The organism is Dermabacter hominis NBRC 106157 (assembly GCF_001570785.1).
Lineage (GTDB): Bacteria > Actinomycetota > Actinomycetes > Actinomycetales > Dermabacteraceae > Dermabacter > Dermabacter hominis.
Genome location: NZ_BCSI01000002.1, coordinates 62368 through 82557, shown reverse-complemented (window position 1 = coordinate 82557; position 20190 = coordinate 62368). Strand labels below are relative to the sequence as shown.

Genomic DNA, 20190 nt, shown 5'->3' with positions numbered 1-20190 from the left:
CTAAGAGTACGGGCATGTGCTCGATCGCTACGCTTGAGTCCATGCACGACACCTCTCATGCGCGTGAGCGCCTCGCGGGCGCGGCCATTGTGGCCGCATGCCTCGCGCTCCTCGCTGCACTCATCCTTGCCCCTTCCCTCCACTGGGGAAGTCTTCGCAAGGACGCGGCACCCCCCGAGCGCGCGGTCCGCACGGTGTTCGTGACAAGCGGCCTCACGTGGAATGACATCACAAAAGAGGACACCCCGGCCCTGTGGTGTTTTGCCGAGAATTCCGGCACGGCAGGGCTCGCCCTCTCGAGCGAATCGGTCATGCCCACGAAACGTCAGGGGCTCGCTACTCTCGCCACGGGCACGCGAACACCGGCACTGACGCACACGAGTACCAATGGGGCGAGCGGCACACCGGGAGAAGTCGAGCTGTCCGACGCCACCTCCGCCCTCGCCGAAGCCGGCATCTCTCTCGTCGATCTCGGCGACGTCGCAACCGGTCGAGGAGTAAGCAGGCTCGAGCACGAACGAAGTGTTCGCGACATCGATGCAGCGTTCGCGAAGCACGCGGGCGACTGTGGCGAGCGCGGAGTGGCACTCGCAAGCGTCGGCTCCCTCAACCCCTCCCCCGCGGACACGTACGAGGTGGAGCACACGCGCGGCTACGATGCGCTTCCCACACCGCTCAACCTTCAGGTGTACATCGATTCGCGCTGGGGTCCGGCGTTTCTCACGAGCCCGTCGACGCGCCAGGTCGGCGTCGTCATGAATCTCGACCTCGCGGCGAGCTTCACCGGCACGGAGCAACTCGGTATCGGCCGAGCCGCCGTCGGAACCCCCACCACCAAAGGCACCCAGCTCGCGCACGCTCGCGAGATCACGTTCGCGTCCCGCACCACCGAGGATTCCCTCGCCCCTCTGCTCGGCGCGATCGTCGCTATCCTTCTTATTTCGGGTGCCCTCGCGCGACGCGTCCCGGCGGCGCGGCATATCGCGAACGTCAGCATTCTCGCGCTTCCCGTGGGTTACACCTCGAGCGTCATGCCGCTCAGCGCCCTCATTAACCTAGGCGTTCATCCTCTTTTCGCGATCGCGGCGTGGACGATCATCGGCACAGCTACGCTCGGCGCAGGCCTCACATTCGGCGTACGTCTACTCGCCTCGGCGCTCCCCGAACACAGTCGCCGGCTCCTCACCCCCGCACTCGCGGCTCTCATGACGGCCGGCGCGATCCTCCTCGACGCCGCGCTCGGCTCACACGCGAGCTTCACCTCGCTGCTCGGAAATCAACCGATTTACGGCGGACGGTTCTACGGGTTGAGCAACCACATCACGGGCATCACACTGGCGGCATGGGCGCTCGGGGTAGGCATGCTCATACACGCACTTCCCGCCTTCACAGCCGGCCGGCGAGCGGGGTTGGCGCGCGTCACTCTCGTGGCAGCAACGGGCCTGATCGTGGGGCTTTGTTCGATCGCGCCGGGCATGGGTGCCGACGCCGGAAGCGCCCTCATCTACGCCCCGGTGACCCTCGTGGCCTGCCTCGCCCTGAGTGGGATCCGGCTGCGACCGTGGCACGTTCTCGCCGCACTCGCGGCGGGCACAGGGGTGTTTGCCCTCGCGGGTGCTCTCGACTACATGCGCCCCGCCTCCTCGCGCACGCATCTCGGCGAGTTCGTCGCCACGCTCGTGGACGCAGGATCGCTCGCGGGCGCCGCTTCACAGTTCTGGACCGTGTTTGCGGATCGCACGATGCGCATGCTCGAGCCGCTCACGCTCTATTCGCCACTTCTCATGGCCCCGCCCGTGCTCGCGGCCATCGCGCTCACCTACGGCGCGGTGCGGCGGGGACGCCTCGCGCACGAACTCCCCCACCTCTATGCCATACGCCTCGCAGCCATAGCTGGCGCGTGGATTGGGGCGCTCACGAACGATACCGGTCTCGTTCTCGTGGGCCTCGCCTATGTCGTGGGCCTCGCATTCAGCCTTGCGGCTCGCGCGGCTCTTATTGTTCGGGCTCCTCGCGAGGCTCGTCCACCGTCTCCTCCGAAGGAGCTTTAACCTGCGCGTTCTTCTCGAGGGACGGCACCGCGAAGTGCTTCACGGGAGGGTTCTCCACGAACTCGGGCGCCTCGGTGCGATCGCCCGTGAGCGTGCGCACCTCGCCGTCCTCGCCAAGCGGATCATTCGGCGAAAGAGACCGCCGCTTCGAGAGCGCGCGCATGACGTCCTTCAGCTGGTTTGCGCGATGAAGCTGCGAGCGCAGGTCCTTGCCGGTAGCGCGATGCGTGAGGTCGGCAGGGATCTCCTTGACCCAAAACCCCTGGTGAAGCGCGTCAATCGTCAAGCCGGTTTCCACTCCCCACCCGGCGGCGAGAGGCTGCACGGCATCCCAGGTTTCTCGCGTGATACAGCGCGTGCCACTGAGAGGCTGCACGGTCTCGAACCCGGTGGCCTTGCGGATTCCGTTACGGGCAGTTTTCACCACGAAGCCCATGCCAGCTGCGCCCTCTTGCGCGGGGAGCGTCGCGATCGCCATATCCACGCCGTCCTCAAGGACCGCCTCGACGAGCGGTTGCGCGCCTGAGGCCGAATCCTGCATGTCGGCATCGATAAAGAGAAGCGCGCGTGGCGGCTCAACCGCCTGGCTGGGGGTAGCGGACTCGTTGAGCCGTTCGGCGTGCTCGGTCTCCTCTCGCATGTGCACGACCCGGGCACCGGTCGCCATCGCTGCCGCCTTGCCGCGATTGGTGCGGTGACGCACCACTACCGCGCCGGCACCCTTCGCAAGAGCCGCCGTGGCATCGGATGAGCCATCATCGACAACGACAACGAGGTCGACGCCGCGGATCGCGAACGAGGCGGCAACGGTCCGTTCGATGCGTTCAGCCTCGTCCTTCGCGGGGATGACAACCGCGACCCGCGTGGGTCGCGCACCTCCCATCTGCGCGGCGTCGACGCCGGTCATCGCAGAGTCACCTCGCGCGCGACGATACCGCCGCGAGCGCGTCGCTCAAGTGCCGTGAGCGGCTCCTCGCTCGACAGCGCCTCTTCGAAGCGCTTCAGGAACTGGGGAACCTCGTTTTCCACACCCTCGACTCCGAAGCCCTTCGGCAGATCCCACACGGGAATCGTGAGGCCATCGGCGCGGAACGAGCCCACGTAGCGCGTGCCTTCGCCAATGCCAGACTGACGCTTCGCGTGCAGGCGCGCAACCGCGTCGATCACGCGGTCTTCGCTTTCGTCGAGAACCCAGCGCAAGTGCTCCTTCGGGCCGGCATCAACCCAGTACGCGTGCGGCAGCCCGCCGACGGCGGCCGTCGGCATAATCGCCTCGTTCGCCTTCTCGAGCCCCTCCTCGATCTGCTCGGTACGCTCCGCTCCCGCTCCGAGCCAGTACTCGAACGAGTCGTGGACATCGACGGTGTAGTTCTCATCGATGACGAGGAGATCCTGGAGACGCGGGGAATCATCCGCGACCTTCACCGTCGTTACTGCCGTTCCGGGCTCCGAATCAAGCGCCTGCATGAGCGCTGCGCCGAGACCTCGGGACGTATCGTTGCCGGGAACGCTCGCCTGCATCCCGAGCATGACGGTGCCGTTATCACGCTTGATCGCCGCCCAGTTCATGGGAAGGATCGTGGCGATGATGACGTCGCCGCCACCGAATTCAGGGGCGAGGGTCGCGTCGAGAGTCGCCGACGGGATGAGCTGGCGCATCGCAACGAGATCATGCTCGGCAACGAGGCCTTCGAACGGGCGGCGAACGAGAGTGGTGCTAGAAGTCATGGCCCAAGTCTAGCGAGGCGGAGGAGGAACCTCCCGAACGGCCACGATCAACACGCGAGGAATCCTCGCGTATCCACGTTTCGTGTGGATAGTGACCGTTTCCTCGTCTGTTTCAACAACGTAGCCGAGGGCATCTGCGACCTTCTCGCGCCCCTTATGGGTCCGCGGATCGAGCGCGTAACGAGCCGTCACGCGAGTCCCCGGGGTGAGGATCGGCGCCCAGCCCGTACGCACTCTCTCGGACGGTTGCCCGGCGGTCATCGCGTAGAGGTGGCTTCCGCTGTCGCTGAGCGTGCGTCGGAATTCTCCTCAACCTCAGTGCCCGTGACCTTCCCAATTACCGTCATGAGGTGGTAGATCACGAGCGCCGCAAGGGTGCCGAGCGCGATGCCGTTGAAGGTGATGCCGGCGTCCTTGGGGCCGAACGTCCACGTCACGTTCGCGATGCCCACGACGAGGGCGACGCCTGCCGTCATCTGGTTGCGAGGCCGAGAGAAATCGACCCGTCCGTCGACCCACATGCGCACGCCCACGATGCCGATGAGGCCGTAGAGCACGAAGGTCACGCCACCGAGCACCCCAGCCGGGATCGAGAAGATGAGCTGGCCGATCTTCGGCGACATCGACAGGGCGATCGCGGCAATACCGGCAACCCAGTAGGCAGCGGTCGAGTAGACGCGAGTTGCGCTCATGACGCCGATGTTCTCGCCGTAGGTGGTTGTGGGCGAACCACCGAACGTCGCCGAGAGGGCCGTCGCGATGCCGTCAGAGAAGAGGGTGCGGCCCACCATGTGGTCGAGATCCTCGCCGGTCATCGACCCCACCGACGTCACGTGCCCCACGTTCTCGGCGATGAGGACGAGAACCACCGGAAGGAACATCGGAAGAACCGAGAGATCAAAGTGCGGGTGGTGGAACTCGGGAAGGCCGATCCACGGCGCCTTATAGAAGGCAGTGAGGTCAACTTCGCCGCGCGCAAGGGCGAACAGGTAGCCCACGAGAACGCCGAGGAGAACGGAGACGCGCCCGAGGATGCCCTTGAAAAGCGCCGTGCACAGGACGACCGCGAAAAGCGTCACCGTCGCGGTAAGGGCCGATTGCTGGAAGTTTTTGTAGGCCGTGGGCGCGAGGTTGAAGCCGATCAGGGCGACGATGGCACCCATGACGACGGGCGGCATGAGCACGGCGATCCACCGTGTGCCGACGAACTGCACGATCACTCCGACGAGAGCGAGCGCGAGGCCCGTGAGAAGCACGGCGCCGAGCGCAGTGCCCATGTCGTGAGCCTTTGTAGCCGCCACAATCGGGGCGATGAACGCGAACGAGCTTCCTAGATAGCTGGGGACTCGATTACGCGTAATGACGAGGAACAGGATCGTGCCGAGGCCCGAAAAGAGAAGCGTCGTCGATGGGGGGAATTTCGTCAGGAGCGGGACGAGGAACGTCGCGCCGAACATCGCAATGACGTGCTGGGCGCCGATCCCAATCGTGACCGGCCATGCGAGCCGTTCGGAAGGAAGAACGACTTTTCCTGGCTCAACGGTGAGCCCATTTCCATGAATTTTCCACAGTGGCATGGCGGCCTTTCTTTTGGGGATAGGGGTTACGACTCCTTGGCGGGGTCGGGATCAGGGGTGGCCGGCGAAAGCGCCTCGGGGGAAACGCTCGAGGGGAAACGGTGCGTCCGACGCCGGGCTTCGGACACATCGGGAAGGAAGGCTGTCGCGCCAGCTGCGCCGTTGATGCGCGCACGGAACTCGGCGAACGTGCGTTCGAGATCCGGAACGCCATGTTCGTCACGCACGGGCGCGGGGACGGTGATCATCAAGGCAGCGGTGATGCCCGCAACGAGGCCGAGTCCACCGTTCGTAAGGCCGGCAGCGGCGCCAGTGACGACCGAGAACACGATGACACCGAGGAAGCCGAGCAGCGTGAGAGCCGCGCCGATCGATACGGCGTGACCGCGCGCCTTGACCGCGTTCTTTCGCACGAGAGCCTTGCGACCGAAGTGAGACAGGAGCGCGAGAAGAGCCACGAGGAGAAGTTGGAGAATCACGAGGCCCGAACCACCTCGCGCGTCGTAGCCCACAAGAATCGCCGCGAAGTAGACGAGCACAGCCGCGAAAGCCACACCGTGCATGGTGCGAGAAAACTCGAAAGTGCGCGCCGCGTACATGAGCCAATCGACGCGTTTGAAGTTGTGCGTACTCGAGCGCACGTAGGAGCGCGAGAGAAGCAGGCCGAATGCCGCGAACGCGAACGGAAGCCACACGTACGAGGTCGAGAAGCTTCCCGGTGCGGCATACTCGAGCCGCAGCGAGTTGTCGGCCGCTGCGCCGACGACCATGGCCGCCGTAGCCCCCACGAGGAACACGTACCACGAGGGCTGCTCGTTGAGCTTCGGATTAGCGATGAAAAGCCCAAGCGCGAGCGAGCCGAGGGAGTTCGAAAGCGTCACGAGTGCGAACGCCGGATCACCGTTGACGGCCTTACCCACAACCATGACGAGAGACAGAGCAAAGCTCACGAGCAGAAGCACGCGAAGCACGAGTATCCATCGACCTGCGCGCGCCTTTGCTGCGGCATCAGGAACATACCCCTCGAAGCCGCGCCGCTCGGAGCCCATCACCGCCCCCAAGAGAAGCAGCGCAACGGAGACGCCGACGCCCACGCGCGGCCCTTCAAGGAGCGGTGTAAGGAGGTCGGGAATAGACGCGGCAAGGTCGTAGCCGAGCACCCCAATCGACGCCGCGAACGCGGGAAGCATGCCGACCTTCCGCACGATGCCCAGGTATGAAAAGTGTTCCGGGCCCCTGGGCTTCGGATCCTTCATGTAAGCGGGCACCCACCGCAGGAGATACACCGCGAGGATCGTCGCAATACCAATGCCCCCGGCGAGGGCAGGGATCCACCCGGGCAGCGCATCGGGGGCGTGCGTATACGTCGTCGTGAAGCTCGAGCCGAATGCGAGAACGGCGATGATGTCACGCAACGCATCCCAACCGCTCAAGTCGCTAAATTGCGGCGGAAGCTGCATGGAGCGGGGTTTCGGCGCTGCCGAGGGGGTTGCGCCCGAGCGCGCGTACGCGTGAGGGGCCGGCGCAGGTGGAAGCGCGATCTCCGCGGTCTCGGTCGCGGGCTCGTGCGGCGCGAGGCCTGGCGCGAAATAGTGCTCGGCCTCCCCCTCGAGGTTCGCGCGCTGCATCCTGAAGCGCTCGAAATCCTCACTATCGGGGAGCTTTTCGGTGGGGAGCGTGCCCGGTTCGGGAACAAAAATCCAGCCCTCAGCGGGGTCGGTTCCCGCCTGGACTCGATCGTCGCTGTTCTCCGGCACCTGATCCTTCGCCATGGGCTCCCTCATTAGTGTCGCGCGGCACGCCGGTGCAGGGAAGCGCCGAGAAGGCGGCACGGCACAAACGCGCGCGTATCGCGAATATTGTAGAGGTGTAGGGGTGGATCTGCGCGCCGCCTACGCCGAGCGTGTCGCGAATCTCTTTGACGCCCTACAGACTCGCATATCGCTTTGAAAATCTCACGAGCGGCGAGCGTGCAGGCCCCTGATGCACCTCACGCACGCGGCACACAAAGAGCGTGTGGGTCGCAGCTTCGTGCGACGACTCGACCTCGAGACTGAAAGTCGCGAGCGATCCCTCGATGAGGGCGTTGCCCACTCCGTCACGCGTGTGCGCAACCGACTCGAGCATCCCCTGCAGCGGGAGACCGGGCTCACCAAACCGCTCGGCGAGACCCTGCTGTTGATCGCCAAGGACGCTCAGCGCACACGTACCCGTCTGTTCAAGAGCCTCCGCCGCCCGCGAAAGGGAATAGAGACTCACCACCATCGTGGGAGGGTCATACGACACATCAAGGAACGAGTCGATCGGGGTGACGAGATCCCAGCGCCCCACGCGCGCGCTCAGGAGCGCGATCGCCGAGGCGATGTCCTCGCTCAGTCGCCGATAGTCCTCGACATCCACTTCGCCTGCGCTCATGGCCGCCTCCTCAGATCCCTCGGTCGCAATGGTGTGCGGGCAAGCGTCGGACCCCGCTCCTACGTGTGAGCGTAGCGCCCGCGCTCCCCAAACACCCGTGACTCCCCTCGCCACGTCACACACCACACCCGCACCTCCACCACCGATTCTGCGCACCTATTACTCTGGAGACCATGACCGGACCCGCACGCACCACAAGCCGGCGCGCCTTTCTTACGGCAGGCGCCTCTCTCAGCGCTCTTGCCCTCGCAACTACCGCCGCGGGCTGCCAAAGCTCACCGAACACGGACAACCTCTCGGTCGCAGAGCAGTTCAATCTCCCCGTCCCCACAGGGCACCTCGACGTTATTCTCAGCGCGCCGCTCGGAAGTGACGGCCTCAGCCCGTTCACGACGCGCTCCCTTCAGAACACCGCTGCGCTGTGGCACGTGTACGAGGGCTTGTCCATCATGGATCCGACGACCGGCACAACGCAGCCGGGCCTCTCGCAAAAGCTCTTCAATCCCGCCGACGTCGTCATCGATGTGTTCCTTCGCGACGGCGCAATCTTTCACGACGGCATGCCCGTAACCCCCGCCGACGTCATCTACTCTTTCGAGGCCGCACTCGACGAAAAAAACAAATTCCCCAACCGCGAGCTTCTCGACTTCTTCGACCACGCCGTCCAGGTGGCCGACAATATCGTCCAGCTCCGCCTCAAGTACTCCACTCCCGAGATCAACGAGCGCCTCTCCCTCGTCAAAATCATCCCCGAGGGCACCGACCCCGCCTCACTCCTCGACCATCCCAATGGCACCGGGCCGTGGCGCATCAAGGAGCACGACGCCGCGAGCCAAACACTAGCTTTTGAAGCATTCGACCAGTACTCGGGAGTGTTCCCGGCGCTCTACGAAACCATGACCTGGCACGTCGAGCACAGCGAATCCGCGATCGCTGATGCGGTCATGGACGGCAGCATGCAGGTGGCATTCCCCTTGCCCCCAGCGAAATACCGCGAACTAGCGAAAAGCTCCCGGGCCAAGACCAGCACGCTCCACCTCGGCTCCCAGAAAAGCAAAGCCACGGTGTACGCGATGTTCAACCATGATGAGGGCCGGGCGTTTTCCACACTCGAAGCTCGACGCGGCTTTATGAAGGCCTTCGACTATCAAGGATGCGCAAAGCAGGTCTTCGCCACATACGTCGATCCGGTCAAGAGCCCCATGTACCCCGGCACCCCCGGCTTCAACGCCGCTACGAGCGTTTACACCTACGCCCCGAAGGAAGCGCGCGACCTCTTTGCGCGCGCGAAGATCAGCACGCTTCGCTTGCTCGCGAGCAACGAGCCCTGGACCCGCGCCGTCGCCGAGTTCCTCAAGAGCAATCTCAAGGAGGTCGGGCTCGAGGCCGAGCTCGAGATACTTCCCTGGTGGGATGCCGTGAAGCGCATGGAGGAGGATTCCGACGGCTGGGACGCCGCCCTCGTGTGCCTGGATCCAGCATTCACGGGCTTTCATCCCGACACGCTGCTGCGCTCCCTCTACGCTTCACCTTTCTGGGCTGATTCTCGATTGCGCCTCGGCGAGAGCGAACTTCTCGCCGATATTCGCGACGTGCTCGACCGCAGCGCGCGCCTCGACCTAATGGGTGAGGACCTCCAGCGCGCATGGCAAAAAGTGATGGATCGAATTGCCACAGAACTTCCCCTGTACCCACTCATGTGGCTGCGCGCGCTGAGCGCAATCGACACCTCCAAGGTTGCCGACCTCCCCGACACAAACGCCCTGGGCTTCATCGCTGCGACGGCGACCCCGCCCTCGCAGATGGAGAAGAAGCGCTAGTCGGCGGGAAACCGTCGGACCTTCCACCTCCAAACGCGGGACGGCGTGACGAAACCGTCGCTCCCCGCGCCCCCTTCCGGCGTGCCGTAGCACCGCAAAACACCGTAGGCTTGTGTTATGACTGCACCGGAACTTGCCCTCACTGAACGTTTCCAGAATGCCTTCGCCGAGGCTTTCGGCGAGGAGTACCGCACCGCTGACCCGATTATCAGGCCGGGGAAGTTCTCGGACTTCCAGTGCAACGCGGCGATGGGCCTCGCGAAGAAGCTCGGCGCGAAGCCGCGGGACCTTGCCCAGCAGATTCTTGACAACGTCCAGCTTGACGACATCGCGGAGACGCCCGAGATTGCCGGGCCGGGCTTCCTCAACATCACGCTCAAGACCGAATGGGTCGCCTCCCAGGCGGCTGGACTCCACGAGGATGAGCGCCTTGGCGTCACGACCCCCGAGAAGCCAGAGACGATCGTCATCGACTACTCGGCGCCGAACGTCGCGAAGGAAATGCACGTTGGCCACCTGCGCACGACGGTCGTGGGCGATGCGCTCGCACGCGTGCTCGAGTTCGAAGGCCACACGGTCGTGCGCCAGAACCACATCGGCGACTGGGGGACGCCCTTTGGGATGCTCATCGAGCACCTGCTCGAGGTCGGCGAGGCTTCTGAGGAGGCGAAGCTCCTCGAGACCGATCCGAACGCGTTCTACCAGGCGGCGCGGGCGAAGTTCGATGCAGACGTTGAGCAGACGGATTTTGCGAAACGCGCTCGCGCTCGCGTCGCGACCCTCCAGTCGGGTGATGAGGCAACGCTCGCGATGTGGACGAAACTGGTGGGCCTTTCGAAGCAATACTTCCACCGCATTTACGACATGCTCGACGTGACCCTTACCGACAAGGATCTCGCGGGCGAATCGACCTATAACGACGCGCTTGCGGGCGTGTGCGACGACCTTGAACAGGCCGACATCGCACGCGTGTCGGACGGCGCGCTGTGTGTGTTCCCGGACGGATTTAAGGGCCGTGACGATCAGCCTCTTCCGCTCATTATTCGCAAGTCCGACGGTGGCTACGGCTACGCGACGACCGATTTCGCGGCGATTCGCCACCGCGTGAATGACCTCCATGCCGATCGCATCGCTTACGTTGTGGGTTCCTCGCAGGAGCTGCACTTCCAGATGGTGTTCACGACGGCCCGCGAGGCGGGCTGGCTTCCCGAGAGCGTCGATGCCGAACATGTGAAGATCGGTTCGGTGCTGGGTGAGGACGGCAAGATCCTTCGCACGCGTTCCGGCTCGTCGCTGCGCCTCATGGCGCTTCTTGAGGAGGGCGTCGTCAAGGCGCGTTCGGTTATCGATGAACTTCGCCCGGACCTGCCCGAGGATGAGCGGGCGACAATCGCACGCCAGATTGGCATCGGCAGCATCAAGTACGCGGATCTTTCGACCGCGCACGATTCCGATTACGTGTTCGATCTCGACCGCATGCTCGCCCTCCAGGGCAATACTGCGCCGTACCTCCAGTACGCCGTGGCGCGCATCCGCTCGATCCAGCGCAAGGCCTCCGAGAAGGGCATTTCCGCCGAGCAGGTGGAGGCGGCAGCCCCGCGCGTGGTCGATGATCCCGAGCGGGCCCTCGCGCTTCAGCTCCTGCAGTTCGCGCCGACGGTTGCCGAGGTGGGCACCCAGTACGTCCCGCACAAACTCGCGGCGTACCTCTTCGATCTCGCGCAGGCGTTCATGAGCTTCTACGAGAAGTCGCCAATCCTCAAGGACGCGAGCGACGACGTGCGGCTTGGCCGCCTCGCCCTTGCGAAGCTCACCGAGCGCACCCTCGTCGCGGGCCTCGACCTGCTCGGCGTGCAGGCTCCCGCGCAGATGTGACCGTGGCCGAGGCCGCTCGGGGATCTACTTCCCGGGCGTCTCGGCGAGGTTTGCCTCGAGGAACTCTCGCTGTTCCTCGAGAAGTCGGGCCATGTCGGCGCCGCGGCGAAGCCGGGGGTTGACGCTGATTTTTCCGGGGATCTCGCGGTAGGTGAGTTCGACTTCTTCGCGCTCGAACTGGTGCGTGACGATCCTCGAATCGGTGAGGAACAGGTCCTTCGTGCCGACGCTCAAGTGCACGGGCGGCAGTCCTTGGAGGTCCCCATTGAGCGGCGAGAGCGCCGGATCATCGAGCGGGGTGCGCCCCGCGTACTTCTTTGCAGCGAGCTGCATGATGCGGCGCTCATGCACGGGGTCGTGCTGGTTCGTTTCGCTCAGTTCGAGGTTTGTGAATTCGAGATCGAGCAGGGGGTTCATGAGCACGATGCCGGCGGGCTTAGCCTTGGCGTTTGCGAGGCCACCGTCGACCCTCGTGTTCACGAGCGATGCGAGCGACAGTGCGAGCCCCGCACCACTCTGGTGGCCGGCGACCGCCCAGTTGCCCTGGGTGATGAGGCCCTCGGCGGCGAGTGCCTTGATGACTTCGAAGGTGTCCTCGAGGGCCGTGGGGTGCATGTAGTCGGGGCCGTAGCGGTAGTCGATGAGGAGCCCTGCGCACTCGCGCTCGTCGACCTGCTTGCTGAGCCACTCCCAGTCGCCGACGAACGGTCCCGCCATGTAGCTGCCGCCGTGGAGGTACACGATGATGCCGCGATCGGTCTTGTGCTTGTCGAGCCACACGGTTCGCGTGCGGTTGATGAGTTCGATGTCGATCGCGTGCCGCTTCTGCACGGGTGCGGGTGGCTTGGCGATTCGCACCTTGCCGAACCCAATTTCGTACACGAAGTTGGGAAGCGGGGTGCGCGTGAGTGTGCGGCCCGCGATGGCGGCGTAGTGCTTGATGCGACCCATAGTGGGATCCTCCTGGCTCGATGCGCGAATCACCTTAAGGCTAGTGTTTCGACCTTACGAGATACTGGCTCCATGACTTCTCACGTTGATGTTCTCGTTGTCGCGGCGATGGCTGAAGAGGCTGCCGCCGTCTCGTCCCTCTGCACAGACCTTCGCGCGGCCGCTCACCCATTCGCGGGCGGCGGGCAGGGACGCGGTGCGGGCGCGTCCGGCGAGGTAAGCGCATCGGTGGGCACACTCGAGTGTGCGGGCTCCGGGGCGCAGGGGTCCGACGGTTGCCAGGCTCCCATCGCGCTTGTGACGACGGGCGTCGGCACGGCAGCCGCGAGCGCCGTGCTCGCGTGGGCCGTGGGCGAGTTTTCGCCGCGCCTCATCGTGAATGTGGGTAGCTGCGGCGGCCTCGCTGAGGACATCGCCGTGGGCACGGTCGCCGTTGGTTCCTCCTATGCGTATTCGATCGCGGAGGCCACGGCTTTCGGTTACGAGACTGGCCAGGTACCGGGTGCTCCCGCACAGTTCGGCGGGGAGGAGTGCGAAGCGCGTGCACGCCGCGCCCTCGAGGCTGTCGAGACCGCGGGCCTTCCTGCTCGTTCGGGCCTCATGCTTTCGGGCGACGCCTTTGTCACGGCGGACATCGCTGACGGCATGCGCGCGAAGTTCCCGGGCGCCATCACCGCCGACATGGAGTCATGTGCGTTTGCGCATGTCGCGCACCTGATGCAAGTGCCGTTCCTCGCGCTACGCGCAGTCAGCGATCTGTGCTCGCCGCGGGCGAACGAGGAGTTTCATATTGGCCTCGAGGTGGCTGCGCAGGCGTCGGCCCAGGCCCTCGCGCAGGCGCTGCCTGCCCTGCGGTAGCCCATCCCTCCTCTCTGCCTCTTTCGCCTTCCCTTATCCGAAAGTGGTGAAAAATCGCCAACTCACGCGCAAAAACCGGACCCTAACGCCGTTTTTCACCACCCTCACCACCGGCAAGACCAACCGAGCGAGCGGGGCCCGGCCGACCAGGCTTCTTGGTGAGGCCGTTCACCGAAGGGCGCTTCCAAAACCGCTTTTCATGTACGGTGGGGAGGCAAGGACAGCCCTCGGGGCTGTTTTTTATTGCCTTTTACCCACATCGAAGGAGGATGGCCTTGACGAGCGCAACGGCCACAAAACCCACGCGCCCCGAAACCCCGCCCGGCGAGAAAGAGCCGCGGCACTACGGCATGGCGAAGGGGGTCTTTTACCCCTCGGCCGCGATCATCGTCGTCGCGGTGCTCTTCTCCGTGCTTCTGCCCGAGCAGTTCAGCCAAGTCGTGAGCACGATCAACACGACGATCGTGGAAAGCGTTGGCTGGTACTACATCCTCGCGGCGACGTTCTTCGTTGCCGCAGCAGCCGTTCTGGCGTTTTCGCGCCTCGGCTCGATCAAGCTCGGCAAGGATGACGAGGAGCCGCAGTACGGTCTCCTGTCGTGGTTCGCGATGCTTTTCGCGGCCGGCATGGGCATCGGGCTGGTGTTCTGGGGAGCCGCGGAGCCGCTGACGTTCTTCGCCTCAAACCCGCCGCCGAACATCGCGGAGCTTCCCGATGCGGCACGCGCACCTAAGGCTATGGCGCAGGTATTCCTTCACTGGGGCCTGCACGCGTGGGGCATCTACGTCGTCGTAGGCCTCGCCGTTGCGTACGCAACGCACCGTCGCGGCCGCCCGCTCTCCGTGCGCTGGGCGCTCGAGCCGATCCTTGGCCGCCACACCGATACGTGGATCGGCAACGTCATTGACACGATCGCCGTTGTCGGCACCCTCTTCGGTGTCGCAACCTCCCTCGGCTTCGGCGTGAACCAGATTTCCGCGGGTCTCGTGCACCTCGGTTTGCTGCCGGATAACCCGTGGCTGCGCTTCGTCATGGTCATCGTCATCACGGGTCTCGCGACCCTCTCGGTCGCCTCGGGCCTCGAGAAAGGCATCAAGTTCCTCTCGAACACGAACCTGATTCTCGCGGGCGTGCTCCTCGTCATCATGCTGATCCTGGGGCCAACCCTGTTCCTGCTTCGCGACTTCGTGTCGGGAATCGGCAACTACCTTCAAAACTTCATCTCGTTGAGCTTTCAGACCCTACCGTTCTATGGCGATGAGGGCGCGTCCTGGCTCAATGGCTGGACGACGTTCTACTGGGGCTGGTGGATCTCCTGGTCGCCGTTCGTGGGCGTGTTCATCGCGCGTATTTCGCGTGGCCGCACCGTTCGCGAGTTCATCATGGGCGTCATGCTCGTTCCGACCCTCGTGACGATTCTGTGGTTCACGGTCATGGGTGGCACGGCCATCTACAAGAGCGTGTTCGAAGGCGTCAACTTCCTCAACGCCGAAGGCGCTATCGACAAGGACCTCGCACTCTTCCAGGTGTTCGAGACGATGCCCGCGAGCACCCTCCTTTCGGGTCTCGCGATTCTTCTCGTGACGATCTTCTTCGTCACCTCGGCGGACTCCGGCGCATTCGTGGTCGACATGATCGCGCACCGCGGCGACCCGGAACCGCCCCGAGGCACCCGTATTTTCTGGGCTGTCACGAGCGGCGCGATCCCCGCGGCACTCATCGGCATTGCGGCCTACACAGGCTCAGGCGACGCATCCGGCATGAGCGGCCTTCAGGCGCTTGCGCTGATCGCTGCGCTTCCGTGGTCGGTCGTCATGATCGCGATGGTCGTCTCGATGTTCCGCGCTTTGCGCCACGAGGTCCGCATGATCGAGCGTCTCGAGCTGCAGATCCGCCGGCGCGAGCTCGTCGAGCACGTGACGGAGCACGTCACCGAGCACGTCACGGATGAGGTCGCCGACAGGGTTTACGAGCGCGTGGCCACGGAAACGGGCCAGCTTGAACTCCCGGCGGTCGATGCAAGTGAGGCAGCCCCCACCGAGGGCGCCCGCAAGCGCGGTTTCCTCGATCAGTTCACACAACGCCACAAGGACTGATCCGTCACAGAAGGGGCGTGGCGCTTAGCTCATTGCAGCTTCGCGCTACGCCCCTTTCGCTCTCCCTTGGGCCCTTAGGCCCTCTTTTCGCTCTCCTAGGTAGTTAGGTTTAAGTCATGGCTACCTCAAGTTCGGCGTATTCCAAACGCCAATTCAACGTGCAGCTGCCGATCGAACTCATCACGCAGATTAAGCACGCGTCCATCGACGAATCGATGACCCTCTCGGAGTTCGTCGAGGAACTCCTGCGCGCCGCGCTGAAGGAGCGCACAGCCTCCACAGACGAGAGCGCGGCCGCAGCTTAAAGGTGTCCGGTTCCGACGGTTGCTCAGCTAGCGTCGGACACGTCCCCTTCCCCCGTTTCCACCGCACGTTCGGGGTTGCGCGACCATTCGGAATATGAGCCTGCGTAGAGGTAGACGTGGGCGAATCCGGCGTAGTCCATCGCGAGCGTATTGAACGCCGCACTCACTCCCGAGCCGCAGTAGTTGAAGGTGATTCGTTCGGTCGTGGCTCCCACTGCTTCAAATGCGGCGCGAATATCGGCGCGTGAACGAAGGGTGCCGTCAGCTTCCAGTAGCGAGGTAAACGGCACGTTTTTCGCGGTCGGGATGTGCCCGGGTCGCGGGTCGAGGGTTTCGGATTCGCCGCGATAGCGTTCGGGTGGGCGTGCATCGATGAGGAGTGCGCCTTTTGTGGGGATCGCGTGTTGGACTTCGTCCTCGCTCACGAGCCGCACGTATGGCTGCCACGGAAAGTCGCTCGGCTCACGCTGTACGTCTCCGCTTTCGAGCGCATCCTCGTCGGCTGCCCGCACGTAGGCCTCGAGGCCTCCGTCGAGGACGGCGGCGTTCACGCCCACGAAGCGCAGCATGAGCGCGAGGCGCGCGGCGCCCATGGGGTCGCCCGCCCCGTAGCAGATGACCGTGTCCTCGAAGTTGATGCCGAGGCTGCCGAGCTTTTCGGAGAGTTCGTCGTCGGGGAAGGGGTGCCGCCCGCGTTCCGGTGCGCCGGCACCGGTGAGGTCGAGTTCGAGATCCACGAAGATGGCACCGGGGATGTGGGCCTCGAGGTAATGCTCGCGCAGGGAGCCTTGGGCGACGCTCCATCGAACGTCGGCGATCACAAGGTCCCCGGTGCCGGGCTCGAGGCTCCCAATGCCGTCGCTTCCCCTTCCGGGAGCGCGGCCTCCCGTGCGCTCGAGGAGGGCGGCGGCGCTCACGAATGGGGGAAGGTCGTGCCAGTCAATGTCGCTCATGCTCCCAGCGTAGTGCGGGCGAGGGCGCGGGCTTTCAGGGCGGTATCGATCACGTGGGCCACTGCGGCGTCCGTGTTCGCGGGGGCGATCGCATCGGCGTGGGCGAGCACGTCGGGGTGGGCGTTGCGCACGGCAATTCCGACGCCCGCCGCGCTCAGCATCGGCAGGTCGTTCGGCATGTCGCCCACGGCCCAGATCTGCGCATGAATGATTTCGCGCGTACGGCAGGCGTGGTCGAGAGCTGCGGCTTTCGAGATGCCGAGGGGGCTGAGCTCGGCAAGGCCATCGGATGTGGAGATGTGCAGTTCCGCGAGTCCCTCGATGCGGGCGCGCACCTCCCTATAGAAGTCCTCCGCCGAAAGGGCGCTCGATACTGCAAGGATCTTGCCCGCGCCACAGGAGATTTCGCGCAGCGGGGTGAAGCTGGCGTCGGAATCGTGGTCCCTCTCCCCCGCCGCCGGCGCTGAGGGAAATTCCCGTTCGCGCACGAACCCGGTCGCCGTTTCGGCAGAGAGGGCGAGGCCGGGGATCAGGGCGAGCCTGCGGGCGAGAAGGCGGACCTCGTCTGTTGAAAAACCGCGGTCCTCGAGGATTTCCCCCGTCGCGGCGTCAAGAATGTAGGCGCCATTGGCGGCGTAGATCGCGCCGGCGCTGAGGCCTCGAAACCGCGCAAGCCACCGTGGCGGCCGGGCCGTGACGAGGCAAAAGTCGAGTCCTGAGGCGTGGGCGCGCTCGATCGCCATGAGGTTGCGGGCGGGGATGTTTCCTCCGTCGTCCACGAATGTGCCGTCGATGTCGGCGGCGATGAGGGCGGGGGCGGGCGGCGCAAGAGGGAGCATTGCCTCATCGTAGTGCCCGTACACTCGAGACATGCCCCGAGTTCTCCATACCGCCCAGGCGCTCGTTGACGTCATGATCGAGGTGCCCGCGCTTCCAAGCACGGGCTCCAACGTGAATGCGGTTGGCGTCCCGAGATCCTATGCAGGCGGCGCCGTGACGATTTCTCTCGCTGCGGCCCGCGTGGGCGCGACGGCCGTGCACGGTGGAGCCCACGGTGAGGGGCCGAACGGCGATCTCATCCGCGCGGTGCTGCGCGAGAACGGGATTGGCCTGTCGAGCCCCGTGGTCGAGGGCAAAGATACGGGCAGCTGCTACGTGTTCGTGGAACCGTCCGCTGAACGCACGTTCGTGACGTGCTACGGCGCTGAACGTGACATCACCGCCGAGTCGCTCGCTCTGCTTGAGCCGTCCAAGGGCGACCTCGTGTGCGTGAGCGGGTACAGCTTTTTTGAGCCCACGCGCGACCCGCTTCTCGCGTTCCTCGACGCCCTCACACCGGGCGCCCTCCTGGTTCTCGACCCTGGCGCGCCGTTTGCCTCGTTCCCGCGCGGCCTTCGCGACCGGGTTCTCGCGCGCACTGACGTGTGGACATCGAATGCGGATGAGGCTCGCGAGATCACGGGAATCGACGACGTCGCGGGGACCCTGCCCGCCCTCGGCCGACTCCTCGGTACGGGCGCGGTCGTGATCGTGAGGGATGGGTCCGACGGTTGCTATCTTTTCGAGCGCGGCCACCTCGACTACGTGCCCGGGTACCCGCAAAAAGCGGTCGATACGAATGGCGCCGGCGACACCCACACGGGGATTGTGCTCGGCGAGCGGGCGCTTGGCCTGTCCTGGCTCGATGCTGCGCGCCGCGCCAATGCAGGGGCCGCCCTCAAGGTGACGCGCAAGGGACCGATCACGGCCCCCACGCGCGAGGAGATTGACGCGTTTCTTGCAACGAATCCCTCGACGTCCCTTGAGGCACGCTGAGGGCTTCACGCTATCCTGGTATCGCACGTCACACGCCCCCGTTTAAGGATCTTTCGTGAACTCTGCCCACACCGAGCAGTCCGCTCCCGCGACCTTGTTCGACTTCACGGTCGAAGGCGCAAACGGCGAACCGCGCGACCTCGCCGAGTTCGCCGGCAAGGTGACGCTCGTTGTGAATACCGCGAGTGAATGCGGGTTCACGCCCCAGTACGAAGGTCTCCAGGAGCTTCAGGACCGCTTCGAGGAACAGGGATTCAGCGTTCTCGCATTCCCCTGCAACCAGTTCGGCAACCAGGAGCCCGGTTCAATGGACGAGATCATCGACTTTTGCGAGACGCGCTTTCGCACAAGCTTTCCCGTGTTTGCGAAGGTCGAGGTGAACGGCAAGGGGGCTGATCCCCTCTTCACGTGGCTCGAAGACCAGCGCGGCGGCATGCTCGGCGGCCGCATCGCGTGGAATTTCACGAAGTTCCTCGTGGGCCGGGACGGACACGTAATCCGTCGCTTTGCGCCTCCCATCCCTCCCGCGCGCATCGCCACATCCATCACCAAGGCCCTCGCGGCCTAACAACTCCCACCCATTCAGAAAGGACTCTCATGGAAGCCCTTCTCGGCCTTGGCGTCAGCGCCATCGTCGTCATCGTCATCATCCTCGTGGTGCTCGCTCTGCTGTTCGGCGGTCTGCGTTCCTCGATCCTCTTTACCGTGAAGACGCAGGAAAACGTCATCGTGGAGCGTTTCGGAAAGTTCCTGCGCGTCGCGAAGCCTGGTCTCAACACAAAGATTCCCTTCATGGACACGCTCACGAAGCCGATCTCGCTGCGCATCCGACAGCTCGAGGTCAATATCGAGTCGAAAACGAAAGACAACGTTTTCGTGACGGTCCCCGTAGCCGTGCAGTACGTGATCCGCGAGGAATCGGTCCAGGACGCCTACTACCGCCTCTCAAACCCCGAGGCACAGATCCGCAGCTACGTGTTTGACACGGTGCGTTCGGCACTGTCGGGCCTCGATCTTGACGCGGCGTTTGAGTCGAAGGACGACATTGCTCGCAGCGTCGAGGCGACCCTTTCGACCCGCATGCAGGAATTTGGTTTCCACATCGTCAACACGCTCGTTCAGGACATCTCTCCGGATCAGCGCGTGCGCGACTCGATGAACTCGATCAACGCCGCGCAGCGCGACCGCGTCGCCGCGCAGTCGCTCGCCGAAGCCGACAAGATCAAGCGCGTCACGCAGGCTGAGGCGGAGGCCGAATCCAAGCGCCTGCAGGGTGAAGGCGTTGCCGCGCAGCGCCGCGCGATCGCGATGGGTATCGCTGAGCAGTACGAAATGCTCAAGCAGGTTGGCATCGAGAACACTGCCGAGCAGCTTCTGCTCATGACCCAGTACTTCGACACGATGCAGGACGTCGCCCGCAACGGTCGCTCGAACGTGCTGTTCCTCCCCTCGAATCCCGCCTCCGTGGGTGCGATGGGCGAAGAGATCCGCTCGGCGCTTCTCCAGGCGCAGGTTGCCAACGACACGATCAACGGCGATTCCACTCCCGTGAGTCCCGCCGAGCCCGTTGACGGGGAAGGCAATTCGCGCGAGCACATTGAGCGTCTTCGCAACGAGGCGAAGGAGCGCGCCCGCCGTGCGAGGGAAGAAGCGCGCCAAAGGGCTGAGGAAGCCGCGAACACCACCCGCGAGCACATGGGCGATACGGGCCCGGACTTCTAGGCGCTCCTCAATCCGTTAAAAGCG

18 protein-coding genes are annotated in these 20190 nt (G+C 64.6%); 9 read left to right on the top strand and 9 right to left on the bottom strand.

What is annotated here, in order from left to right:
* Positions 1-14 precede the first annotated feature (14 nt).
* Complete coding sequence (locus tag DEHOM01_RS03090; protein WP_061211458.1) at positions 15-2051, top strand: hypothetical protein; 2037 nt, start codon at positions 15-17, stop codon at positions 2049-2051.
* Here the strand turns inward: DEHOM01_RS03090 and DEHOM01_RS03085 are convergent.
* The 6 genes from DEHOM01_RS03085 to DEHOM01_RS03060 all read right to left on the bottom strand — a co-directional run bounded on the left by DEHOM01_RS03085 (position 1996) and on the right by DEHOM01_RS03060 (position 7771).
* Entirely contained in the window at positions 1996-2958 is a 963-nt protein-coding gene (locus DEHOM01_RS03085) for a glycosyltransferase (RefSeq protein ID WP_061211457.1), read from the bottom strand. The two genes, DEHOM01_RS03090 and DEHOM01_RS03085, sit on opposite strands and share 56 nt — an antisense overlap.
* Positions 2955-3779, bottom strand: a complete 825-nt coding sequence (locus DEHOM01_RS03080) for a DUF5926 family protein (protein ID WP_061211456.1) — start codon at positions 3777-3779, stop codon at positions 2955-2957. Before DEHOM01_RS03080 ends, DEHOM01_RS03085 begins: the two co-directional genes overlap by 4 nt.
* A gap of 9 nt (positions 3780-3788) precedes the next feature.
* Positions 3789-4013, bottom strand: a complete 225-nt coding sequence (locus tag DEHOM01_RS03075) for an acetyltransferase (RefSeq protein WP_245630643.1) — start codon at positions 4011-4013, stop codon at positions 3789-3791.
* Positions 4014-4036: 23 nt separating this feature from the next.
* The gene (locus tag DEHOM01_RS03070; protein WP_061211454.1) at positions 4037-5356 is read right to left on the bottom strand and encodes a uracil-xanthine permease family protein; all 1320 of its coding nucleotides are present in this window, start codon (positions 5354-5356) and stop codon (positions 4037-4039) included.
* A gap of 26 nt (positions 5357-5382) precedes the next feature.
* On the bottom strand, positions 5383-7128 hold the full coding sequence (locus DEHOM01_RS03065) for a DUF7937 domain-containing protein (protein WP_061211453.1): 1746 nt from the start codon (positions 7126-7128) through the stop codon (positions 5383-5385).
* A 154-nt stretch (positions 7129-7282) separates the two neighbouring features.
* Complete coding sequence (locus tag DEHOM01_RS03060) at positions 7283-7771, bottom strand: flavin reductase family protein (protein ID WP_061211452.1); 489 nt, start codon at positions 7769-7771, stop codon at positions 7283-7285.
* A 173-nt stretch (positions 7772-7944) separates the two neighbouring features.
* On the opposite strand from DEHOM01_RS03060, the gene DEHOM01_RS03055 reads away from it, so the two are divergent.
* A complete protein-coding gene (locus DEHOM01_RS03055; protein WP_061211451.1) occupies positions 7945-9591 on the top strand; it encodes an ABC transporter substrate-binding protein in 1647 nt (548 codons plus the stop codon).
* 117 nt (positions 9592-9708) lie between these two features.
* The gene (gene argS / locus DEHOM01_RS03050; protein WP_061211450.1) at positions 9709-11466 is read left to right on the top strand and encodes an arginine--tRNA ligase; all 1758 of its coding nucleotides are present in this window, start codon (positions 9709-9711) and stop codon (positions 11464-11466) included.
* A gap of 24 nt (positions 11467-11490) precedes the next feature.
* On the opposite strand, the gene DEHOM01_RS03045 is transcribed toward argS, so the two are convergent.
* The gene (locus tag DEHOM01_RS03045; protein ID WP_061211449.1) at positions 11491-12417 is read right to left on the bottom strand and encodes an alpha/beta hydrolase fold domain-containing protein; all 927 of its coding nucleotides are present in this window, start codon (positions 12415-12417) and stop codon (positions 11491-11493) included.
* A gap of 72 nt (positions 12418-12489) precedes the next feature.
* On the opposite strand from DEHOM01_RS03045, the gene mtnN reads away from it, so the two are divergent.
* From mtnN to DEHOM01_RS03030, 3 genes are all read left to right on the top strand, one after another.
* Positions 12490-13275 carry a 5'-methylthioadenosine/S-adenosylhomocysteine nucleosidase gene (gene mtnN / locus DEHOM01_RS03040; RefSeq protein WP_061211448.1) on the top strand — a complete coding sequence of 262 codons (786 nt, stop codon included), beginning with the start codon at positions 12490-12492 and terminating at the stop codon, positions 13273-13275.
* Between the two features lie 269 nt (positions 13276-13544).
* Complete coding sequence (locus DEHOM01_RS03035; RefSeq protein ID WP_259910319.1) at positions 13545-15371, top strand: BCCT family transporter; 1827 nt, start codon at positions 13545-13547, stop codon at positions 15369-15371.
* 116 nt (positions 15372-15487) lie between these two features.
* Complete coding sequence (locus DEHOM01_RS03030; protein ID WP_061211447.1) at positions 15488-15676, top strand: hypothetical protein; 189 nt, start codon at positions 15488-15490, stop codon at positions 15674-15676.
* Between the two features lie 23 nt (positions 15677-15699).
* On the opposite strand, the gene DEHOM01_RS03025 is transcribed toward DEHOM01_RS03030, so the two are convergent.
* Together DEHOM01_RS03025 and DEHOM01_RS03020 are read right to left on the bottom strand one after the other, a co-directional pair.
* Positions 15700-16629, bottom strand: a complete 930-nt coding sequence (locus tag DEHOM01_RS03025) for a sulfurtransferase (RefSeq protein ID WP_061211446.1) — start codon at positions 16627-16629, stop codon at positions 15700-15702.
* Positions 16626-17501, bottom strand: coding sequence for an HAD-IIB family hydrolase (locus tag DEHOM01_RS03020; protein WP_061211445.1), 876 nt, complete (start codon positions 17499-17501; stop codon positions 16626-16628). Before DEHOM01_RS03020 ends, DEHOM01_RS03025 begins: the two co-directional genes overlap by 4 nt.
* Here DEHOM01_RS03020 and DEHOM01_RS03015 point away from each other — a divergent pair.
* From DEHOM01_RS03015 to DEHOM01_RS03005, 3 genes are read left to right on the top strand one after another with little or no spacing between them, the layout of a single operon-like run.
* Positions 17500-18444 (top strand): PfkB family carbohydrate kinase, encoded by a 945-nt coding sequence (locus DEHOM01_RS03015; RefSeq protein WP_061211444.1) that lies wholly within the window; start codon positions 17500-17502, stop codon positions 18442-18444. The two genes, DEHOM01_RS03020 and DEHOM01_RS03015, sit on opposite strands and share 2 nt — an antisense overlap.
* Positions 18445-18499: 55 nt before the next feature.
* Positions 18500-19012 carry a glutathione peroxidase gene (locus DEHOM01_RS03010; protein ID WP_016663400.1) on the top strand — a complete coding sequence of 171 codons (513 nt, stop codon included), beginning with the start codon at positions 18500-18502 and terminating at the stop codon, positions 19010-19012.
* A gap of 29 nt (positions 19013-19041) precedes the next feature.
* A complete protein-coding gene (locus DEHOM01_RS03005; protein WP_061211443.1) occupies positions 19042-20166 on the top strand; it encodes an SPFH domain-containing protein in 1125 nt (374 codons plus the stop codon).
* The last annotated feature ends 24 nt before the right edge of the window (positions 20167-20190 follow it).